The following is a 19,740-nucleotide window of genomic DNA, read 5'->3' as shown; positions in this document are numbered from 1 at the left end:
ATGATTGACGCATACCGATCCGCCAGGCGAATTCCCGCGTCCGCTGATCGGTCGTCGCATCGGGGGTTCGGCGCCCCGCCGACGGCCGCGGAGGTGGGGGAGGAGAACCAGACCCATGCATCACGATGTCCGGCCCTTGATCGAGCAGCTCGACGATCTGATCGGGCAGCTCGACCGCGTCAGCGCCGACGCGGCGGACACGTTGGCGGGCGTGCACCCGGAGCACCGCGCCGGCGCCGAGAACCTGCTGCAGTACGCGCACCTGCGCACCATCGACATCCGGGAGCTGCAGAACGGGTTGCACGACCTCGGCGTGACCAGCCTGACCACCGCCGAGTCCGGCGTGTACGGGCGCCTGGTCATCGCGCGCGCGGTGCTGCGGGCGCTGATCGGCGAGGAGCTGGACACCGACGTCGACGCGATCATCGCGCGCGACGACGCCGCCGACGTCGCGCTCGACGCCAACTCGGATCGCCTGTTCGGCATCGAGCGCGAGGGCGTGCCGGCCCGGATCATGGTGACCCTGCCGTCGGAGGCCGCGGACGACGCCGAGCTGGTGGTCGGTTTCGCCGAGGCCGGGATGGACGTCGCCCGCATCAACTGCGCGCACGACGGCCCGGAGGCGTGGCGGAAGATGATCGCCAACGTCAACGACGCCGCGCAGAAGGTCGGCCGGGACATCGAGGTGTCCATGGATTTGGCGGGCCCGAAGATCCGCACCGGCGCCGTCGCCGATGGCCCGAAGGTCGGTCGCGCCCGAACCACCCGTGATGACGCGGGGACGGTGCTCACCCCGGCGAAGCTGTGGCTGACGCCGCGCGTGGTCGACCTCGGCGGTCCCGGTGGTCCGGAGGACCCGGACGAGTCGCGCGACGGCGCGGTGGCGTCGCTGCCCGCCCCGGTGCCCGCCGGTCTGCCCGGCCGTCCGGCCCTGCCGCTGACCGTCGACGCCGGATGGCTGGCGAACCTGGAGGTCGGCAGCGAAATCACCCTGCACGACAACCGCTCGGCCAAGCGCCATTTCACCGTCACCCATGTCGAGGACGGCGGCGTGCTCGCCGAGGGCAACCGCAACGCCTACATCGCCGACGGCACCCTGCTGCGCCACGACTACGAGAAGACCCGCGCCACGGGCGTGCCGCCGGTGACCCGCAAGCTGCGGTTCGAGGTGGGCGACGAGATGATCATCACCTCCGAGACCGTCGAGTCGGTGCCGCGGCAGGAAAGCGGCGAGGTGCCGCGCCTGTCGTGCACCCTGCCCGAAGCCGTCGCCGCGCTGCAGGTCGGCCAGCCGGTGCTTTTCGACGACGGCGCCATCGCCGCCGAGGTCGTCTCCGTGGGCGCCGCCGATGGGTCGGCCGACGTGGAGTCGGCGGATGCCGGGGACGTGGACGTCGTCAAGCACCACGAAGCCCGCCTGAAGGTCACCCGGGCCAAGCCGGGCGGCCAGAACCTGGCCGGCCACAAGGGCATCAACCTGCCCACCACCGACCTGCCGGTGCCCGCGCTGACCGAGGAAGACGCCGAGAATCTGCGCTTCGTAGCGGAAAACGCCAACGTGGCGGCGGTGAGCTTCATCCGCACGCCCGAGGACGTCGCACACGTCCTCGAGGAGCTGGAGACCATCGCCGCCGAGTACGAGGCCGCGGGCAACGCCGAGCTGGCCGAACGCTCCCGCAACCTGGGCATCGTGCTGAAGATCGAGACCATCCCGGCCTTCGAGAACCTCCCCGAAATCCTCGTCGCCGGCATGCGCCACGCCAACATGGGCATCATGATCGCCCGGGGCGACCTCGCCGTGGAACTCGGCTTCCAGCGCATGGGCGAAGTGCCCGGCCAGATCCTCGCGCTCGCGCAGGCCGCCCGCGTGCCCACCATCCTGGGCACCCAGGTCCTCGAATCGCTGGCCAAGTCCGGCCTGCCCGCCCGCGCCGAAATCACCGATGCCGCGTTCGCGCTGCGCGCCGAGTGCGTCATGCTGAACAAGGGCCCGCACATCACCGAAGCCATCGTCATCCTGGACGATTTGGCCAAGAAGATGGGCCGCTCGCAGCGCAAGAACCGCATCATGCTGCGCCGCATCCGCTCCTGGGACGGTGAAACGCGATGACCGGCGCAGTGAAGGGACCGGGCCCGGACCAGCGGGGCCCGGCAGCGCCGGGGCCGGGCAATCCGGGTCTGCACCGCAACGGCGAATGGGCAGGCGATTGGGGCGTGCCGCGCACCCCTCCGCCGCCGCCTGCGTTCGGCCGCGGGTCCGTGACCGGTCACATCAACCACGACGTGCCGGGCGGCTACGGGCAGGGGCCGCGACCCATCAGCGGTTCGATTCACCCGCGCAGTCCGGTGCCGGGGCCCGTGCCGGCGCCGATCCCGATGAGCGGCTTCACCCCGTACCAGGTGCCGCCGAAGCCCGAGCCGCAGGAGGTCGCGCGCCGTCGTGCGGCGGCCGCCCGGGCGTGGGCGGTGGCAACGGCCGGGCTGTTCGGTCTCGGGACGTTCGCCACGTGGGGCAGCTATCAGTCGCCGGCCGGCAGCGCGGTGCCGTCGCTGCTGCTCGGGCCGGTGTCGTCGCTGTTGTACTTCGCCGCCGTCGTGGCCGCCGGCGTGCTCGGCGCGTACGGCATCGCGACGTTGCGTGCGTTGGCGGAGCGGGCGCGGCAGTGGCGGCCGCCGCTGGCGCGCAGCCCGAAGACCATCACCGCCATGCACCTGTGGCCCGGGCGCAACATCACCGGCCCGGTGGTCATTCTCGCGGAGACGGGCGTGCGCGGGCCCGGCAAGTGGGCGTGGTTCGTCTCCTGCGTGTTGTGGCCGTTGACGCTGGTGTCGGCGTTTCTGAGCACCACGGCGCTGGACGTGTTCCGCAGCGGCGTGCTGGCCACCATCGCGGCCATCGCGTCGGCGGCGGCGGTCGGGGCGTTGGCGCGGGCGTTGGCCCCGCCGGATCCGCGGCGCCTGGTGCCCGGCGCAGATGATGCGCTGGCCGCGGCGCTTGACGACGACGCCGACGCGGACGACGAAGACGTCGACCCGGAGGTGGCCGCCGAGCGCGCCGAGCGGCGGGCCCGGGCCCGCGCGGCGGCGGAGCCGTTCTGGTCGCGCGGCCTGATCACCGCGCAACGTTCGCGCACCCCGAAGACCATCACTCCGCCCATCGACGACGCGATCACGTCCCTGTACCGGGATGTGCACGAGGAGAAGCCCTGATGGAGATCATCGCCCACCGCGGAGCCTCCGGCGCCCACCCCGAACACACCATCGGCGCCTATGAGGCGGCCGTCGCCGAAGGGGCCGACGGCGTCGAGTGCGACATCCGCCTCACCGCCGACGGTCACCTGATCTGCATGCACGACCGCACCCTGAACCGCACCACCGACGGTTCCGGCGCGGTCGGCGCGACGACGCTGGAGCAGATCCGCCGTCTCAACGCCGGCACGTGGGAGAAGCCGCAGCCGGTGCTGGAGTTCGACACGTTCCTCGAGTTCGCCGTCGCCAACCCGGAGATCGGACTGTTCATCGAGACCAAGCACCCCGTGTCCACCGGCCTGCGCACCGAGCGCGTGCTGCGGGAGCGTCTCCGCCACTTCGGCCTGGACCGCGACCCGCGGACCAGGATCATCAGCTTCGCCGCCCGGTCCATCAACGCCGTCGGCGAGATGCTGCCGGACCTGGAGCGCATCCAGCTGGTGAAGGCCCCGGGCGCCCGCACCGCCATGCAGCGCTACCTCGGCGGCCCCACCGCGATGGGCGTGGACATGTACGGCGCCCGCCGCGACCCGATGGGCATGATGTCGTGGAACCTGCCGCTGTACTGCTGGCTGGCCAAGACCGACGTCGACGTCACCTACGCCAAGGCGCGGGGCATCGACTGGCTGGCCACCGACTGGCCCGCCCGCGCCCGCAAGGCACTGGATTCCATGCCGCGCGTCGGCGGTTTCGACGCCGCCACCACCGCCGCGATGACCTCCGGCATGGGCGAACGCGAGGCCCGCGCCGCCCGGGCGGAACGCGCCCACCGGGCCGCCGACCTCATCGCCGCCCAGGACACCGCCACCGCCGAAGCGCAGGGCACCCCGCTCAGCGATTTCGGGGCGGACGACTCGTCGCCGGAGGTGCCGCTCGCCCAGCGCGACACCGGCCTGCGCCCCGAGGACGCCGTCGACTTCGACCGCGATTCCCTGCGGCCGGAGGACGTCACGCGGACCGTCGCAAAGCCGGGGACCGGAACCTCCCACTGACCCGGGCCCGCACCACCGCCCCGGCCGCCGCTGCAAGTATGTTGGGGCCGTGGGAAAAAAGTCTCGTAAGAACCGTGCCGCATCCGACGTCAACGTGCCCGAGGGGATGAGCCGCCGCCAGGCCAAGCTCGCCGCCCGTGCCGCCGAACGCGAACGCCTCGCCGGAAACCCCCGGCCGTTCGCCGGATTCGACGCCGAAGCCGATCTCGTCGCCCTGCGCGAGTTCGCCCCGTCGGCCACCGTGCCCGCCGAGGTCGCCGGCGCCAAGCGCCCGATCCACCTGTGCACCGTGCTTCCGGGCGGCATCGCCGCGCTGACCCGGGCCACCTCCGAGGGCGGCGCCGCCTACGTGGCCATGCAGACCCAGTCGCGTTCCAACGACGCCGCCGCCGACCTGGCCCGCGCCCTCGAATGGGCCCGCAACGCCGACGACGGGCAGCAGCTCGACAGCGCCGTCGACGGCACCGACGGCGGTGCGCTCGGCGACATCCTCACCGGCGTCACGCTCGACGACCTCGAGGTTCACCAGGACTTTGAATGGTGGATCCCCGCCGGCGTCGAACGCACCCAGCTGGTGCAGCAGAACCTCGCCGTCGCCAACGACTCGATCATGCCGTCGCACCGCCTCGACCTCGACGTCCCCGGCGCCGTGTGGTGGATCGACCCGGGCGAGCGCGCGCACATCCGCTGGATTCGCCGCGAGGACGAGCGGCAGTTGCTCGACGCCCTGGCCCGCGTCCACGCCGCCGACCGGTTGAGCATGGGCGAGGGCACCAAGTTCGCCGGCGTGTTCCGCACCGACGGCGTCCTCGTGCCGGTCTGGGACCTGGACAACACCGTCGCCCACGACTCGTGGGGCGAGGTCATCGCCGACGCCGCCGCGCGGATCGAGAAGGCGCTGGCCTCCGACGCGCCGCTGACCGCCGACGAGCGGAAGTCCCGCGACACCATCGTGTCGCGTCAGGTCACCATCCGGTAGGCCACGTCGGGCCACGTCCGGCCGAACCGCTCCGTCCCCGCCTACTTCAATTCGTCGAAGAAGGCGGGGGCCGCCGCGTCATCCCACAGCAGGACGTTGCCGGCGTGCCCGGTGTCCATGGTCCCGGCGGTGGGGACGGTCTCGGATTCGGTGCCCAGCGCCATCCGCAGCATCAGCCATCCGAGGTGCCAGACGTGGTCGCCGGAGTCGACGGTGAGGGCCTTGGCGCCCGTGGAGCCGAGGCGGTACCAGCGCCAGGGGTTGAGCCACACGGCGGGGGAGGAGACGCGGTCGACCATCGCACCCATGAATTCGCGCTGGCGGGCGACGCGGTCGAGGTCGCCTTGGGCGGTGGCGCGGGTGCGGACGTAGCCGAGGCCGGTGACGCCGTCGAATTTCTGGCAGCCGGCGTCGATGTCGAGGCCGGCGAGGGGGTCTTGGATGGCCTCGGTGGGGCACATTTCGATGCCGCCCATGGCGTCGACGATGGAGGCGAATCCGCCGAAGCCGATTTCGGCGTAGTGGTCGATGCGGATGCCGGTGTTGTGCTCGATGGTTTCGGCGAGGAGTCGGGCGCCGCCGAAGGAGTAGGCGGCGTTGATCTTGTTTTGCCCGTACCCGGGGATGTCGACGTAGGAGTCGCGGGGCAGCGACACCAGGCGGCCCTTTCCGACGAGGGGGAAGTGGGCGATCATGATGGTGTCGGTGCGTTGGCCGAAGTCGCCGGCGCCGGTGGCGAGGTTGGCGGCGTCTTCGTCGGTGAGTCCGTCGCGGGAGTCGGAGCCGACGATGAGCCAGTTGCTGGCCATGGTTCGTCCGGGGCGGTCTCCGTCGGGGAATGCGTCGACGCGGTTGAGGTTGAAGTCGACCCACATTGCGCCGGCGCCGGCGACGAGGAGCAGCACCAGCAGGAACGATTTGATGGTGAAGCCGAGGTTGCGGGGCCTGCGGTTGCGGGGGCGGCGGTCGGGTCGGCGTCCGTCGTCCAGTGCTTTGCGACGTCCACGTCCACGCCTTCGGGCTGCGTCGTCGCGGGCGTCGTAATCGTCGAGCCGGCGCGTGCGATCGCCGCGGGGCCGGTCGGGGTGGTCGGAGTAGCCGCGGTCGGGGTCGTAGCCGCGGGGCGGGAAGCGGGGATCGTCCTGGCCCCGGTAGAGGGGGCGGTCGCCGCGGAGATCGTCGGGCCGCTGGAACACCCGGGTGTCGGAGGAGCGGGGACGGCGTGGCGGCGCATCGGAAGGGGCGGGGCGCCGGCGGGGTTCGGCGTGACGGCCCTCGCCGGGGCGCAGGCCCCGTTCGCGCAGGCGGCGCAGCTCCTCGACGTCGGCCCGGGTCAGGTATCCCTCGGGAGTGCGCGGACGCCCGGAGAAGCGTTGCCGCCGGTCATCGGCCGGGGAAGCATCGCGGCGCGGCTGCGCCGACCGCCGGTAAATGGGACGGCCGTACCTGTCGCGCAGGGGCTTGCCGTCGCGGCCGCGCACGATCTCGCGGTCGTCGCGGGGCTGATCGCTTCCATCCATGGCTAAAGACAATAGGGCAGGTCGGGGATGGGGGATAACGGGCGCCGGGACGCGATTATCCTGTACCCATGTTCGCGAAACGCTCCGAAACCGGGTGGGAACGCCCGGCCGCGAAAGCCGCAGACGCCACCCACGTCAAGGCCCGCCCCGGTGCGCCCGCCGGGTTCTTCGCCCTCGAAGCCGCCGGCCTGCGATGGCTGAAGGAGCCCGAAGCCGACGGCGGAGCGCGGGTCGTCGACGTCGTCGAGGTGGGCCGCAACAAGCTGGTTCTGCGCAAAATCTCGGCGGGGCGGGCGTCGGCGTGCAAGGCGCGGGAGTTCGGCGAAGCCCTCGCCCGCACGCACGACGCCGGAGCCCCCGCATTCGGCGCGCCGCCCGAGGGGTGGGAACGCGACGGCTGGTTCGGGCCGCTCGACGACCCCCGGACCATGCGACTGACGCCGCGCACGCGATTCGGGCAATTCTGGGCCCACGACCGCATCGCCCCCGCCGTCGCCGAACTCGCCCGGCGCCCCGGCTGTTACGCGCCGTCGGAACTGGCCGTGTTCGAGCGGCTCATCGAGAAGCTGCTCGACGGCGAGTTCGACGACGACGAAGCCCCCGCCCGCGTTCACGGCGACCTGTGGTGGGGCAACCTGATGTGGGATGACGCCGGGGCGATCCTCATCGACCCCGCCGCGCACGGAGGACACCGCGAGGAGGACCTGGCGATGCTCGGGATGTTCGGGACGCCGCACCTCGACGACATCATCGCCGGCTACGAGTCGGTTCACCCGCTGCCGGGCCGCGAGGAACGGGCGCCGCTGCACCGCCTCTATGCGGTGCTCATGCATGCGGTGCTTTTCGGCGGCGGGTACGCGGGGCAGGCGCTGAACATCGCGAAACGGTACGCGTAGCCCGGCGCAGGCCCGCGGCGCACGTACCGTTGGGGCATGCACGCCCACGATGACGTCATCTATCTCGTTGCGCCGACGGGCCACCCGAATTTCGGCGACGAGTACATCGCCGCGGCCTGGCTGCGCACCCTGGCGCGGCGTCGCCCGCGGTCGCGCGTCGTGCTGGATTGCCCTGATCCGGGGATGGTCGGCGTGCTGCATGCGGGGCTGCACCCGCGGCTGACCGTGACGGACACGCTGTTCCGCCTGGCCGAGGCCGCCCGCCACGGCATTCCGGAGGGCGACCGGCATTGGGCGGATGCGGCGCGCCGGGCGGAGGAGGCGGCGGTCGACCATCGCGTCCTCGGCACCGTCGCACCGCACCTGGAGGCCGGGCTGGGTCTGCTGCGCTCGGCGTCGACGATTCACGCCCTCGGCGGCGGCTGGGTCAACGACATCTGGCCCGACAAGTCGGTGGTCCTCGCCGCGGCGTCGGCCGTCGCGGAGCAATCGCGGGCCGCCCGCGGGGGTCGGGGCGCGGTGCGGCTGCTGGCCACGGGCATGGGGTTGGCGCCGGCGGGGCTTTACGACGAGTCGATGCACCGCATCTGGCCCCGCTTCGACCTCATCGACGTGCGCGACGAGGCGTCGGAATCCATCGCGCGGGCCGCGGTCGGCGGTGATGGTGCGGAGGCTTCGGGGGCCGCCACCCGCATTACGTACTCGGGCGATGACGCGTGGGTGGTGCTCGCCTCCGGCGACCTGGAGGACAACGGCCTCGGTGCGGGGGAGGGCACGCCGGGCCGGGCGCGGCCGATCGTGTTGTGCCTGCAGGGTGATCTGCTCGCGGGCCGTGACGCCGAGGGCGGGACCGACGAGTCCCGTGAGTCCCACGAGTCCGGCGATAACTCCGTGGCCGAGGCCCCTGTCACCGAGGACTCCGCGGCCGCCCTCGCCGACGCCGTGATCGATGTGTTGCGCGGTTGGGAGGTCGACGGGCGCCCGGTGTCCGGTCGCGATATCGCGGTGGTCGAGGCGATTCCGCACGTCGATGTGCGGGTGTGGCACCGGATCGAGCATCGTGCCCCGGATCTGGCCGAGGGGGCGCACGTGGTGCGTTTCGCGGAGTTGTGGGATCGGGGCCTGCCGGCGCGGCCGGGCCAGCGGTGGTTGACCACGCGTTTTCATCCGCATCTCATTGCGGCGGCGCGCGGCGCGTCGGGTGTGGCGCTGGACGTGCACGTGCACGGCTACTACTCCGTCAAGCATGGGTCGGTGGTGGCGGCTGGCAGCCGGTGGCCGGTGGTTTCGCTTGACGACGTCGCGGTCGCCGAGCCCGGCCCGGGGATCTCGGACGCGGCGGTGGAGAGCAACCGGGTGGCGAAGGCCGCGACGGTCGAGGTGGCGTATCCGGTTCATCCGGTCGTCGAAGGGTTGACCAAGGCCGCGGTGACGGTGCGTCGTGCGGGCAGGGCGTTGCAGGAGCGGATTCGAGGCGCAATCGACGACCACTCCTGAGGCGCATGTGACGCATGTGAAACATGAGGTCAGGGGCCATTTGCGGGTTTTGCGTACCGTTACCGGGCCGTGATGAAGCGGCGTTTAGTGAGCGGCATTCACCCGGGGGGATGTGATCTTTTCGTTATCTGACGGCGTTTTCGCACGTGCCGGTTGGTTTCTGCGGCGGGCACATTTCGGCGGGGGTGGTCGAATTTTCACGGTTCCGCGCAGAAGGTGGACATGTCCCCGGCTCGACCCTACGGTGATCACGACTTGATAACGGGGCGGTTACGAACCGTCCTTCACGACATGCTCCTCAACGATCAGAAAGTCAACTCATGGGTTACACCGGACGTCACCGCAAGGTCAGCTCCCTGAAGATCGCCAAGCGCAACATCGCGATGATCGCCGCCTTCGCGGGCATCGCCACCGCCGGCAGCGTTCCCGCCGCGGGCGCCGCCCCGATGCCCGGCGTCGGCTCGATCGTGCAGGACGTCGTCGACGGCACCTTCAACACCGACATGGCCCCGGCCGCCGTGACCAACACCGTCGTGCGCCCCGCGGCCGGCGAGCTGACCTCCGGCTACGGCCCCCGCTGGGGTCGCATGCACAACGGCATCGACATCGCCAACTCCGTCGGCACCCCGATCTACGCCGTCATGTCCGGCACCGTGATCGATTCCGGACCGGCCTCCGGCTTCGGCAACTGGATCCGCATCCGCCACAACGACGGCTCCGTGTCCGTCTACGGTCACATGGAAACCCTCAGCGTCAGCGTCGGCCAGACCGTCGGCGCCGGCGAGTACATCGCGGGCATGGGCAACCGCGGCCACTCCACCGGCTCGCACCTGCACTTCGAGATTCACCCCGACGGCAGCACCCCGGTCGACCCGGAGCCGTGGTTCGCCGAGCACGGCATCTACTTCTAGGGTCCGACTACTTCTGGAGCCCGACTACTTCCGGGGCCCGGTCGGCCGCCATCGGGATACGGGAGTCAGACCAGCGACTCCAGCCACGGCGCCACCAGCGGGTATCCGGTAAACGCCACGGCGTCGATGAGGAAATGCGCGATGACCAGCGGCCACACGCGTCCGGTGCGCAGGAACCACGCGGCGAAGACGACGCCCATCACGACGTTGCCGACCCCCGCGCCCACGCCCTGATACAGGTGGTACGCCCCGCGCAGCAGGGCCGACGCCGCGATGATCGATGCGACGGTTCTGCGCGTCAGGCGGGCGTCGTCATGCAAATCCCCGCCCCACAACTGCCGCAACCGCACCACCAGCCAGCCGACGACGACGAACTCTTCTGCGACCGCATTCGCCGCGGCCCAACCCAGCAGCGGCACGACGGTGACGGCGGTGACGCCCATCGCCGCCGGATCGATCGGCCTGCCGAATCCCGCCGCGACGCCGAGGACGTACAACGCCAGCCCGGGGATGCCGATCAGCGCCGCCAGGCCCGCGCCCCACGCCCAATCACCGGCGCGCATGCGGCCGGGCATGGACCGGATGCCGTCGGCGCGCAGCAGGTACCACGCCAGACCGCCCCACGCGAGCAGTCCGACGATGCGGACCAGATGCAGCGCGCCGTTGAACCACGGGTCATCCGCCAGCGCATCGTTGAGCGACACCGGCTGATCCCGCAGCGAACCCCCGACCAGGGCGCCGATGAGCCGCACGATCGCGCTGAGGGCCGAAGTGCCGAACGTCACGGCCAGCACGACCAGGATCTCCGCTTTGAGCCGGCGCGGCGTTGGCGTGCGGTTGCCGCGTGACGACGCCTCCGTCATCGCGCCACGCCGTTGTCCCGGCGGCGCCCGGAGAGCCCCCGGCGTCGGTCGGCCAGGTCGCGTTCGATGGAGTGAAGATCGGCCAGCGGGTCCACCAGGTCGGCGGCCAGACGCAGCAGCGTGGCCGCGTCGCAGTGCACCGCCCCGAGGTGAACCGACGCCCCGGAGCCGCCGAAGGGCACCGACAGCCCCGCCCAGCCGGTGAGGTTCCACAGCGACAGCCACGGAGTCCACTCGGTCTGCGCCAGGAAGTTGTCCTGCGGCTCCATCGCGGCGAAATGCCCGATCGGCGGCGGATCGAACGCGAGCGTCGGAGTGACCACCGCATCGACGTCCCATCGGTTACGGATCGCCGCGCCCAATCCCAACCGCGTGCGGTGGTGTCCGGCGGCGACGTCATCGGAGACGATCGAGCCGCGCTCGCGGATCCACCGGACCATCGACGAGAAATCGTCGTCCGGCAACCGCGACGCGAAATACGTCATGACCTCTGTGAACGTATGGAAAACATCCGGGCCCTCCGGCGGATACGGCGCGGGGACCTCCACGACCTCGTGCCCGGCGTCGGACAGGCGGTCCGCGGCGGCCAGCGCGGCATCGCGCCAATGCCGCGCCACGGCGACCTCGGCATGGAACGGCGCCACCGTCACCCCGATGCGCAGGTGGCCGGTGCGCGGTCCGGCCACCCGTCCAGCGTCGTCGCGAGTCGGCGACTGCGACGGGGAGGGCAGGTTGGCCAGGAGGGCGGCGTCGTCAAGCGAACGCGTCAGAAAACCGGCCGTGGCCAAACGCCCCCCGAGGATGTCGTGCGCCGGCTTCAAACCCACCAGCCCGCACGAGGCCGCCGGAACGCGAATGGAACCGCCGCCGTCGGATCCCAACGCCGCCGCCACCGCACCCGACGCCACCGCCACGGCGGAACCACCCGACGACCCGCCCGGCGTGCGCCCGGGACGCAGCGGATTGTCCGGCGCGGGCAGGTCCGTCGGCTCGGTGTAGGCCGTCGCACCCATCTCCGACGTCGCCGTCGTGGCGGGAATCGTCGCACCGCGGGCCAGCAGGCGAACCACCGGATCCGCCGTGTGCTCCGCGGTCCGCGCCAACCGGGACGACCCGAGGGTGCAGGTCACCCCGCTGATCGGGTACAGATCCTTGACGGCGACGGGCAGACCGGTCAGGCGGCGGGCGTCGTCACGCGAACCCGGCCCGGACGCGCGCTGCGCGGAAGGGTCGCGCAGCCGCCGGTCCACCGCAGCCGCCGTTACCTCCGCCAGATTCGACGTCAACGTGGCCACGCCCGTGTCCTCCGGGCGGCCCACCAGGGCGTCGACCGCCCGCGACGCCAATTCGGTCGCCGACTCCTCGCCCGCCGTCACCGCCGCGACGATGCTCCCGGCGCTGCGGGCGGCACCGCGGCCGGCGTTGGTGACGGGGGGTTCGACGATCATGGGGCGAAAGTCTATCCGCACACTTAGGCTGGTGGGCATGACCACCGTGACCTACCTGGGCCCCGCCGGAACCTTCACCGAGGCGGCCCTGCTGGCGATGGCCCGCCGCGGCGAAATCGACCCCGCCGGCGAGAGCGCCGTCGACACCGTGCCCGTCGACAGCCCCGGCGCCGCGCTGGCCGCCGTGCGCAGGGGCGACGCCGACTTCGCCTGCGTGGCCATCGAAAACAGCGTCGACGGTGCCGTGACCCCCACGTTCGACGCCCTGGCGCTGGGCCCGGAGCTGCAGATCTACCGCGAAACCGAAATCGGCGTGGAGTTCTCCATTCTCGTCCGCCCCGGCACGGATCCGGCGTCGGTGAAAAGCTTCGCCACCCACCCCGTCGCCTACCCGCAGGTCAAGCAGTGGGTCGACGCGAATCTGCCCGGCGTGGAGGTGCACTCGGCATCCTCGAACGCAGCGGCCGCCCACCTCGTCGCCGACGGCGTCCACGACGCCTGCGCCGCGCCCGCCCGGGCCGGGGAGCTGCTGGGCCTGGCGGCCATCGCCGAGGGCGTCGCCGACGTCCGCGGCGCCCGCACCCGATTCGTGCTTGTCGGGCGCCCCGGCGTGCCCACCCCGCGCACCGGCGTCGACCGCACCAGCGTCTGCTTCACCCTGCGCAACGAGCCCGGCTCGCTCATGCGCGCGATGAACGAATTCGCCGTGCGCGACATCAACCTCACCCGCATCGAATCCCGGCCGACGCGAGAATTGATGGGCACCTACCGGTTCCACATCGACGTCGCCGGGCACATCGACGATCCGGCGGTGGCATCGGCCTTGGCGGCGCTGCACCTGCGGGCCGCCGACCTGCGCTTCCTCGGTTCGTGGCCCGCCGCGCAGGGAACCTCGAGCATCGACGTCGGACCGCCGGACGTCGCCGACGCGCTGGCCTGGGTGGCCGAACTGAAGGAAGGGAAGCGACGATGACCACGTTCGACGGCAACTTCGCCGCAGGAGAGGACCACTCGCTCGACGAGTCGGTGGGGCGGGCGCACCGCGGCCGGGACCGGCTGATCCTCATCCGCCACGGTCAGACCCACGCCAACATCGCCCGGATCCTGGACACCGCGCTGCCGGGCGCCCCGCTGACCGACCAGGGCATCATCCAGTCGCGGCGCCTGGGCCGGGTGCTGCTGCCGTCGTGGGACCGGCTGACGGAGATCGTCACGTCCCATGCGCTGCGCGCCCGCCAGACCGGCGCGGGAGCGGTGGCCGGGCTGCATCACCTGGCGGGCCCGGGCGTGCGCCTGCGTCACGAGGCCGGGTTGCACGAGGTCCAGGCCGGAGAGATCGAGGGCCGCAGCGACTTCGACGCCCACCGCCGCTTCATGGAGGTCTTCCACGCCTGGCTCCACGGCGACGCCGCCGCGAAGATCCCCGGCGGTGAATCCGCCGACGACGTCCTCTCCCGCTACCTGCCGGTGCTGCGGAAACTGGTCGCCGAAGGCCACGATTCCGCCGACGCCGCCGGTTCGGCCGACGCCGGCCGCAACATCGCCGTGGTGAGCCACGGTGCGGCGATCCGCCTGATCGCGCAGCATTTGTCGGGCATCGACGGCCAGTTCGTCTTCGACAACCCCCTGCCCAACGCCGCGCGCGTGGAACTGGTGCGCGACGTCGACGCCGGCGACGGCGACGAGGTCGGCTCCTGGACGCTGGCCCGCTGGGGGGAGCTGCACCACGAACCCGAGGAGCAGTAGGCCGCGCCGCTTTCCCCCGGCGCCGCCTACCCGTAGCCGAGGCGGTCGAGGTCGTCTTCGTCCATGCCGAAAAAGTGCCCCACCTCGTGGAGGACCGTGATGCGGATCTGCTCCACCAGCATCGACTCCGAGGCGCAATAGTCGAGCAGCGCCTCACGGTAGATGTGGATGCAATCCGGCGGCCCCCAATGGTTCGCCTGGCGCTCCGTCAGGGGCACTCCCTCGTACAGGCCCAAAAGATCCGGCGTCTCGGGGTTGCGGGCCGCGACGAGGATGACCACGTTGCCCATCAGATCCAGGAACTGGTCGGGGATGAGGTCGATGGCCTCGTCGACGAGCTCGTCGAAACGCTCTTCGGAAACGTCGATCACGGTGTCACCTCTTCTGCGATCCATCGGCCGACCGGGGCACGCGCGGATCGTCGTCAAGCACGACCGGCCCGCCCCGCACCGGCCTAGTATCCCGTTGCCCCGGACCCGTCCACGGTGCCCGTCGGCGCACCCGCACCCGGCGCGGTCTGCTGCGGCGGATCGCCCTCCTCGCGCAGCGGATTGCGCGGCGGCGGGTCGACCTTCGGCTCCCCGTTGATGGTGAACTCGCCCTTCGCCGACCCCGCCAACGACGCGAAACCGTCCTGGCCGTTGTCCTTCATCAACCAGCAGTTCACCGAATGCGTGCCGGCCTCGTAGGCCTCGGGGGCGATGCTCATCCAAAACGGAAGCAACGTCGACTGGTACAGGGCCTCCTCGCCGCCCAGGTACTCCTCGGCGGCGGCAACGCAGGCCTCGTTGAGGTGCTCGTTCTGCTCCTCGATGGTGGGAGTGCGGTCGGGGAAAGTGTCGCGCAGGTCGAACACGCCGACGGCCTCGAGCAGATGCGGCTCCGCGCAGTCGACGGGCAGCAGACCGCCGGAATCGTCGAGGGCGACGCATTCGCCGACGTCGACGACGTTGGCCTGATCGGCCTCCTTGACCCGGCCCGAAACCTGGGTGGGCGAACCGTCCGGCGCGGTGGGCTGCAGGCCGCACAGCATGGTGCGGTCGCCCTCGGCCCACGACGTGCTGGGCGGCAGGATCGGGGCGGGCACGAATCGGCCCGACGGGTCGAGCTTGCCGTCCATGTACGCGACGACGGGATCCTGGCAGACCCAGTCGCGCAGCTGCAGGAGGGCGTCCTGGTCGGGTTCGGGGGCGTCGTCGCCGAAATCGCCGATCCACGCTTCGACGTTGCGCAGGTCGACGCGGCCGGCCACTTCGAAGCGGTGCTCCTGCTTGCAGTCGACGACGACGAAGTTGCTCACCGTGCCGTCGTCGGCGATGTCCCAGGTGAGGCAGTCGCCGACGTTGGCGTTGGTGAACGCCGCCGCGTCGACGTCCTCGACCGTGGTGTCGCTTTTCACGCCGGTCGACTCCGGCTCGGGGGCGTCGAAGGGGCTCTGCCACCAGGCGGTCAGTCCGGCGCCGACGAGCATCGCCACGGAGGTGACCCGCAGGCCCCACCCGTCGCGCATGCCGTTTTTGATACGTCGCTCAGCCATCCCCTTCATTGTGCATCACTCGGGTACCCGGGCAGGCACCGCTATGCTCTCCGCCATGCTCGTTTCGCCCCTGATTTCCCGTCCGTCCCCCACTTTCGGGGTGTCGTGGGCCCCCGGCCGCCGTTGCCGTGCGGTCGCCGGCGTCGCCGCGGGACGCCGCGCGCGATGAACTGGGCTGCGTTGACGGCGATGCTGGGACTCCACGTCGCGGGCATGACGTCGCCGGGGCCGGACATTTTCCTGATCCTGCGGATGGCCACGCGGTCGCGCAAGCATGCGTTGGCGGCGGTGGCGGGCGTCGTCACGGGGGCGACGATGTGGGTGACGCTGACGGTGGTGGGCGTGGCCGCGGTGCTGGCGTCGCAGCCGGCGTTGATGGGCGGCATCCAGCTGGTCGGTGGCGCGTACCTGGCGTACATGGGCGTGCGGATGCTCGTCGGGGGCGTCCGCGGCATCCGCGAAGTGCAGGCCGGTGGCGTGGCGGCGGTCGGCGTGGCGCCGTTGGGCAGCCTCGGCGGGGCGTACCGACAGGGACTGCTGACGAATCTGTCCAACCCGAAGATCGTCCTTTTCTTCGCGGCGGTGCTGTCGCAGTTCATGCCGGTCGGCGCGCCGTGGTGGGTGCAGGTGGTCTACATCGCGGCGCTGGTGATCACGTCGGTGCTGTGGTTCGGGCTGATCGCCGTCACGGTGTCGACGGAGCCGGTGGTGCGCCGCATGGTGTCGGCGGGACCGTGGATCGATCTGGTGGCGGGCGTCGTTTTCGCCGTGATGGGCGTTTCCTTCGTCTGGCAGGGCTTGACGACGCTGACCTGATCGCAGTCGGCCGATGGCTCCCCGGCACGCCCCGGGCACGGGGCCGGAGACGGGGGAGGGGCCGTCGCAAAGCAGCCTTTCCCCGGTTGCCGGTGAACGCCGACCTCCTCCGGGTACCCTGGGCACGTGATCGATCTGAAATTCCTCCGCGACAATCCCGACGTCGTCCGCGAATCGCAGCGCACCCGCGGCGAAGACCCCGCCCTCGTCGACGAGCTGCTCGACGCCGACGCCCGCCGCCGCGACGCCATCGCCAACGCCGACGCGCTGCGCGCCGAGCACAAGGGATTCGGCAAGAAGATCGGCGCCGCCTCCAAGGAAGAGCGCCCCGCCCTGCTGGAGGAGGCCAAGGCGTTCTCCGGCCGCGTCAAGGACGCCGAAAACGAGCAGCGCGAAGCCGAGGCCGCCGTCCACGAGCTGCAGATGAAGCTCGGCAACATCGTCGCCGGCGCCCCGGCGGGCGGCGAAGACGACTACATCGTCCTCGAGCACGTCGGCGAGGTCCCCGAGTTCGACTTCGAGCCGAAGGACCACCTCGACCTCGGCGAATCGCTCGGACTGATCGACATGGAGCGCGGCGCGAAGGTGTCCGGCTCCCGCTTCTACTTCCTCACCGGCGCCGGCGCGATGCTGCAGCTCGGCCTGCTCAACCTGGCGGCCCAGAAGGCCACCGAGCACGGCTTCCAGCTGATGATCCCGCCCGTGCTCGTCCGCCCCGAAACCATGGCCGGCACCGGCTTCCTCGGCGCGCACGCCGACGAGGTCTACCGCCTCGAAGAGGACGACCTTTACCTGGTTGGCACCTCCGAGGTCGCCCTCGCCGGTTACCACGCCGACGAGATCATCGACCTGTCCGACGGCCCCATCCGCTACGCCGGTTGGTCGTCCTGCTTCCGTCGCGAAGCCGGGTCCTACGGCAAGGACACCCGCGGGATCCTCCGAGTCCACCAGTTCGACAAGGTGGAGATGTTCTCCTACTGCAAGCCGGAGGACGCCGAGGCCGAGCACCGGAAGCTGCTGGACATGGAGCGCGACATGCTCGCCGCCGTCGAGGTGCCCTACCGCATCATCGACGTCGCCGGCGGCGATCTCGGCTCGTCGGCCGCCCGCAAGTACGACACCGAGGCGTGGGTGCCGACGCAGAACACCTACCGCGAGCTGACGTCGACGTCGAACTGCACCACCTTCCAGGCCCGGCGCCTGAAGACCCGCTACCGCGACGACAACGGCGGCACCCAGTTCTGCGCCACCCTCAACGGCACGCTGGCCACCACCCGCTGGCTCGTGGCCATCCTGGAGAACAACCAGCGCGCCGACGGATCCGTCGTCGTGCCCGAGGCGCTGCGCCCGTTCGTCGGCCGCGACGTCCTCGAGCCGGTGGCCAACCCGAAGAAGAAGGGCTGACGAATGGCGTTCGACGCGTTCAACTACACGAAGATCCGGGGATTCGCCGTCCCGAAGTCCTTCCGGCCGGCCCCACTGACCGATGAGGCGAAGGAGGTGCTCTACGGGCGGATCACCCTGCCCGTCGCCATCGCCTACATGCGCTTCCAGGGCCTGGACATCACCGTCGACGGCGCGGAGCACATGCCCGTCGACGGCGGCGCGATGGTCGCGGTGAATCACACCGGGTACTTCGACTTCGTCTACGCGGGGATCCCGGCGTTCCTCAACGGCCGCCGCCTGATCCGCTTCATGGCGAAGAAGGAGATCTTCGACAACAAGTACGCCGGCCCCCTGATGCGCGCGATGAAGCACATCGAGGTCGACCGTCTCGCCGGTCGCGGCGCCTACGAGGAGGCGGTGCGCCGACTGCGCGCCGGTGCCCTGGTGGGCATTTTCCCGGAGGCCACGATCTCGCGGTCCTTCGAAATCAAGGAGTTCAAGACCGGTGCCGCACGCCTGGCGGACGAGGCCGAGGTGCCTTTGGTCCCGGTGACGATCTTCGGTTCGCAGCGGGTGTGGACCAAGGGTCGCAAGAAGAACCTCGGCCGCGTCAACGTTCCCATCTGGATTCGCGTCGGCGAGCCGATCCGCACTACGGGCGATGCCGCCGCGGACACCGCGAGGCTTCACGACGCCATGGCCGAACAGTTGGCCGCCCTGCGGGCCGATTACATCGAGCGGTACGGGGACGAGCCCGGCGCCTACTGGTTGCCCGCCTCGCTCGGCGGTTCCGCGCCGACGCTGGAGGAGGCCGACGAGATGGACGAGAAGGAGCGGCTGGAGCGCATCGCCAAGCGCGACGCGAAGCTCGCCCGGGAAGGCAAGCGGCCCGGCGGCGACGGCGATGCGGGCGACGGCACCGCCCCCGAACCCCGGGAGCGCTGACCCGACGTGACCACCGAGGTTCCCCGTGGCTCCGACGCGGCCGCCGCTGCAGGGGGAGAGGGGCGGTCGTACGGCACGGGGGAGCTGCCGCCGTTGCTGGTCGCCTCCGACATCGACGGCACCCTGCTCGATTCACGGGATCGCGTGTCGCCGCGCCTGAAGCGGGCCATCGGCCGCATGATCCGCCGCGGCGTGCCGCTGACGCTGGCCACCGGGCGACCGGCCCGTTGGCTGCAGCCCGTGCTGGAACAACTGCCGGTGCGGCCCGTGTGCGTCTGCGGCAACGGGGCGGTGCTGTACGACTCCGGGCGCGACGTCGTGCTCGCCGACCACAGCCTTGCGCCGGAGGTGCAGGCCGAGGTGGTCGCCATCGCGCGATCCGCGATGGCCGACATCGGGCCCGTCGGCGTCGCCGTCGAGCGCGCCGGGCGTTCCGCCCTCGACCCATCGGACGAATTGTTCGTGGTCGGGCCCGCCTACGCCCACGCGTGGGAGTCGACCGAGCACGGCATTTGCGGGGAAACCGAGATGATGTCCGAGCCCGCCACGAAAATGCTGCTCAGCAACCCGGGGATGGCCAGTGCGGAGCTGCATTCCATCATCGCGCCGCATATTCCCGCCGACCTGGCGCACGTCACCTACTCCATGCCCGAGGGGCTCATCGAGGTGTCGGCGCCGGGCGTGACCAAACGCGCCGGGCTGGAGGAACTCGCCGGGCTCGTCGGCGCGGGCGCTTCCGACGTGGTGTGCTTCGGCGACATGCCCAACGACATCGAAATGATCCGTTGGGCCGGCCTGGGCGTCGCCATGGGCAACTCGGTGCCCGAGGTGCAACGGGCCGCCGACGAGGTCACCGCCACAAACGACGACGACGGCGTCGCGCGGGTGCTCGAGCGCTGGTTCTAGTCGCCGGCGTCGAAAAGCACTGAAGCGCCCGCCATGCGGCGGGCGCGGA

At 71.2% G+C, this 19,740-nt stretch carries 18 protein-coding genes; 13 read left to right on the top strand and 5 right to left on the bottom strand.

Annotation, left to right across the window (positions count from 1 at the left end):
• Positions 1 to 115 precede the first annotated feature (115 nt).
• From CFREN_RS12440 to CFREN_RS12425, 4 genes are read left to right on the top strand one after another with little or no spacing between them, the layout of a single operon-like run.
• On the top strand, positions 116 to 2,110 hold the full coding sequence (locus CFREN_RS12440) for a pyruvate kinase (RefSeq protein WP_209651624.1): 1,995 nt from the start codon (positions 116 to 118) through the stop codon (positions 2,108 to 2,110).
• Positions 2,107 to 3,210: a hypothetical protein gene (locus tag CFREN_RS12435; protein ID WP_209651626.1), complete on the top strand. Its 1,104-nt coding sequence runs from the start codon at positions 2,107 to 2,109 to the stop codon at positions 3,208 to 3,210. Before CFREN_RS12440 ends, CFREN_RS12435 begins: the two co-directional genes overlap by 4 nt.
• Complete coding sequence (locus CFREN_RS12430; RefSeq protein ID WP_209651628.1) at positions 3,210 to 4,241, top strand: glycerophosphodiester phosphodiesterase; 1,032 nt, start codon at positions 3,210 to 3,212, stop codon at positions 4,239 to 4,241. The genes CFREN_RS12435 and CFREN_RS12430 overlap by 1 nt, the downstream gene beginning before the upstream one ends.
• A gap of 49 nt (positions 4,242 to 4,290) precedes the next feature.
• Positions 4,291 to 5,220, top strand: coding sequence for a DUF5926 family protein (locus CFREN_RS12425; protein ID WP_209651630.1), 930 nt, complete (start codon positions 4,291 to 4,293; stop codon positions 5,218 to 5,220).
• Between the two features lie 41 nt (positions 5,221 to 5,261).
• Here the strand turns inward: CFREN_RS12425 and CFREN_RS12420 are convergent, their stop codons facing one another.
• Positions 5,262 to 6,740 (bottom strand): LCP family protein, encoded by a 1,479-nt coding sequence (locus CFREN_RS12420; protein WP_244979468.1) that lies wholly within the window; start codon positions 6,738 to 6,740, stop codon positions 5,262 to 5,264.
• 68 nt (positions 6,741 to 6,808) lie between these two features.
• Here CFREN_RS12420 and CFREN_RS12415 point away from each other — a divergent pair, with 68 nt between their 5' ends.
• The 3 genes from CFREN_RS12415 (at position 6,809) to CFREN_RS12405 (ending at position 10,044) form a co-directional block, all read left to right on the top strand.
• Positions 6,809 to 7,636: a fructosamine kinase family protein gene (locus CFREN_RS12415; RefSeq protein WP_209651632.1), complete on the top strand. Its 828-nt coding sequence runs from the start codon at positions 6,809 to 6,811 to the stop codon at positions 7,634 to 7,636.
• A gap of 36 nt (positions 7,637 to 7,672) precedes the next feature.
• Complete coding sequence (locus tag CFREN_RS12410) at positions 7,673 to 9,133, top strand: hypothetical protein (RefSeq protein ID WP_070521856.1); 1,461 nt, start codon at positions 7,673 to 7,675, stop codon at positions 9,131 to 9,133.
• 320 nt (positions 9,134 to 9,453) lie between these two features.
• A complete protein-coding gene (locus tag CFREN_RS12405; protein WP_209651634.1) occupies positions 9,454 to 10,044 on the top strand; it encodes a M23 family metallopeptidase in 591 nt (196 codons plus the stop codon).
• Positions 10,045 to 10,109: 65 nt separating this feature from the next.
• Here CFREN_RS12405 and CFREN_RS12400 read toward each other — a convergent pair whose 3' ends face one another.
• Positions 10,110 to 10,907 (bottom strand): CPBP family intramembrane glutamic endopeptidase, encoded by a 798-nt coding sequence (locus CFREN_RS12400; RefSeq protein ID WP_070521862.1) that lies wholly within the window; start codon positions 10,905 to 10,907, stop codon positions 10,110 to 10,112.
• Positions 10,904 to 12,355 carry an amidase family protein gene (locus tag CFREN_RS12395; RefSeq protein ID WP_070521865.1) on the bottom strand — a complete coding sequence of 484 codons (1,452 nt, stop codon included), beginning with the start codon at positions 12,353 to 12,355 and terminating at the stop codon, positions 10,904 to 10,906. The genes CFREN_RS12400 and CFREN_RS12395 overlap by 4 nt, the downstream gene beginning before the upstream one ends.
• A 37-nt stretch (positions 12,356 to 12,392) precedes the next feature.
• Here CFREN_RS12395 and pheA point away from each other — a divergent pair, with 37 nt between their 5' ends.
• Both pheA and CFREN_RS12385 read left to right on the top strand, forming a co-directional pair.
• The gene (pheA, locus tag CFREN_RS12390; RefSeq protein WP_070521913.1) at positions 12,393 to 13,328 is read left to right on the top strand and encodes a prephenate dehydratase; all 936 of its coding nucleotides are present in this window, start codon (positions 12,393 to 12,395) and stop codon (positions 13,326 to 13,328) included.
• Positions 13,325 to 14,101 (top strand): histidine phosphatase family protein, encoded by a 777-nt coding sequence (locus CFREN_RS12385; RefSeq protein WP_209651636.1) that lies wholly within the window; start codon positions 13,325 to 13,327, stop codon positions 14,099 to 14,101. The genes pheA and CFREN_RS12385 overlap by 4 nt, the downstream gene beginning before the upstream one ends.
• 26 nt (positions 14,102 to 14,127) lie before the next feature.
• Here the strand turns inward: CFREN_RS12385 and CFREN_RS12380 are convergent, their stop codons facing one another.
• Together CFREN_RS12380 and CFREN_RS12375 are read right to left on the bottom strand one after the other, a co-directional pair.
• The gene (locus tag CFREN_RS12380) at positions 14,128 to 14,472 is read right to left on the bottom strand and encodes a metallopeptidase family protein (RefSeq protein WP_070521868.1); all 345 of its coding nucleotides are present in this window, start codon (positions 14,470 to 14,472) and stop codon (positions 14,128 to 14,130) included.
• Between the two features lie 83 nt (positions 14,473 to 14,555).
• Positions 14,556 to 15,638, bottom strand: coding sequence for a septum formation family protein (locus CFREN_RS12375; protein ID WP_209651638.1), 1,083 nt, complete (start codon positions 15,636 to 15,638; stop codon positions 14,556 to 14,558).
• 165 nt (positions 15,639 to 15,803) lie between these two features.
• On the opposite strand from CFREN_RS12375, the gene CFREN_RS12370 reads away from it, so the two are divergent.
• The 4 genes from CFREN_RS12370 (at position 15,804) to CFREN_RS12355 (ending at position 19,691) form a co-directional block, all read left to right on the top strand.
• A complete protein-coding gene (locus CFREN_RS12370; RefSeq protein WP_209651641.1) occupies positions 15,804 to 16,454 on the top strand; it encodes a LysE family translocator in 651 nt (216 codons plus the stop codon).
• Between the two features lie 126 nt (positions 16,455 to 16,580).
• Positions 16,581 to 17,858 carry a serine--tRNA ligase gene (serS, locus tag CFREN_RS12365; protein WP_209651643.1) on the top strand — a complete coding sequence of 426 codons (1,278 nt, stop codon included), beginning with the start codon at positions 16,581 to 16,583 and terminating at the stop codon, positions 17,856 to 17,858.
• 3 nt (positions 17,859 to 17,861) lie between these two features.
• Complete coding sequence (locus CFREN_RS12360) at positions 17,862 to 18,785, top strand: lysophospholipid acyltransferase family protein (protein ID WP_209651645.1); 924 nt, start codon at positions 17,862 to 17,864, stop codon at positions 18,783 to 18,785.
• 84 nt (positions 18,786 to 18,869) lie between these two features.
• On the top strand, positions 18,870 to 19,691 hold the full coding sequence (locus tag CFREN_RS12355) for an HAD family hydrolase (protein WP_209654474.1): 822 nt from the start codon (positions 18,870 to 18,872) through the stop codon (positions 19,689 to 19,691).
• The last annotated feature ends 49 nt before the right edge of the window (positions 19,692 to 19,740 follow it).

It is taken from the genome of Corynebacterium freneyi (genome assembly GCF_030408835.1).
Taxonomy (GTDB): domain Bacteria; phylum Actinomycetota; class Actinomycetes; order Mycobacteriales; family Mycobacteriaceae; genus Corynebacterium; species Corynebacterium freneyi.
Note: the sequence above shows the minus strand (reverse complement) of the source record. Positions and strands in the feature narration are given on the sequence as shown.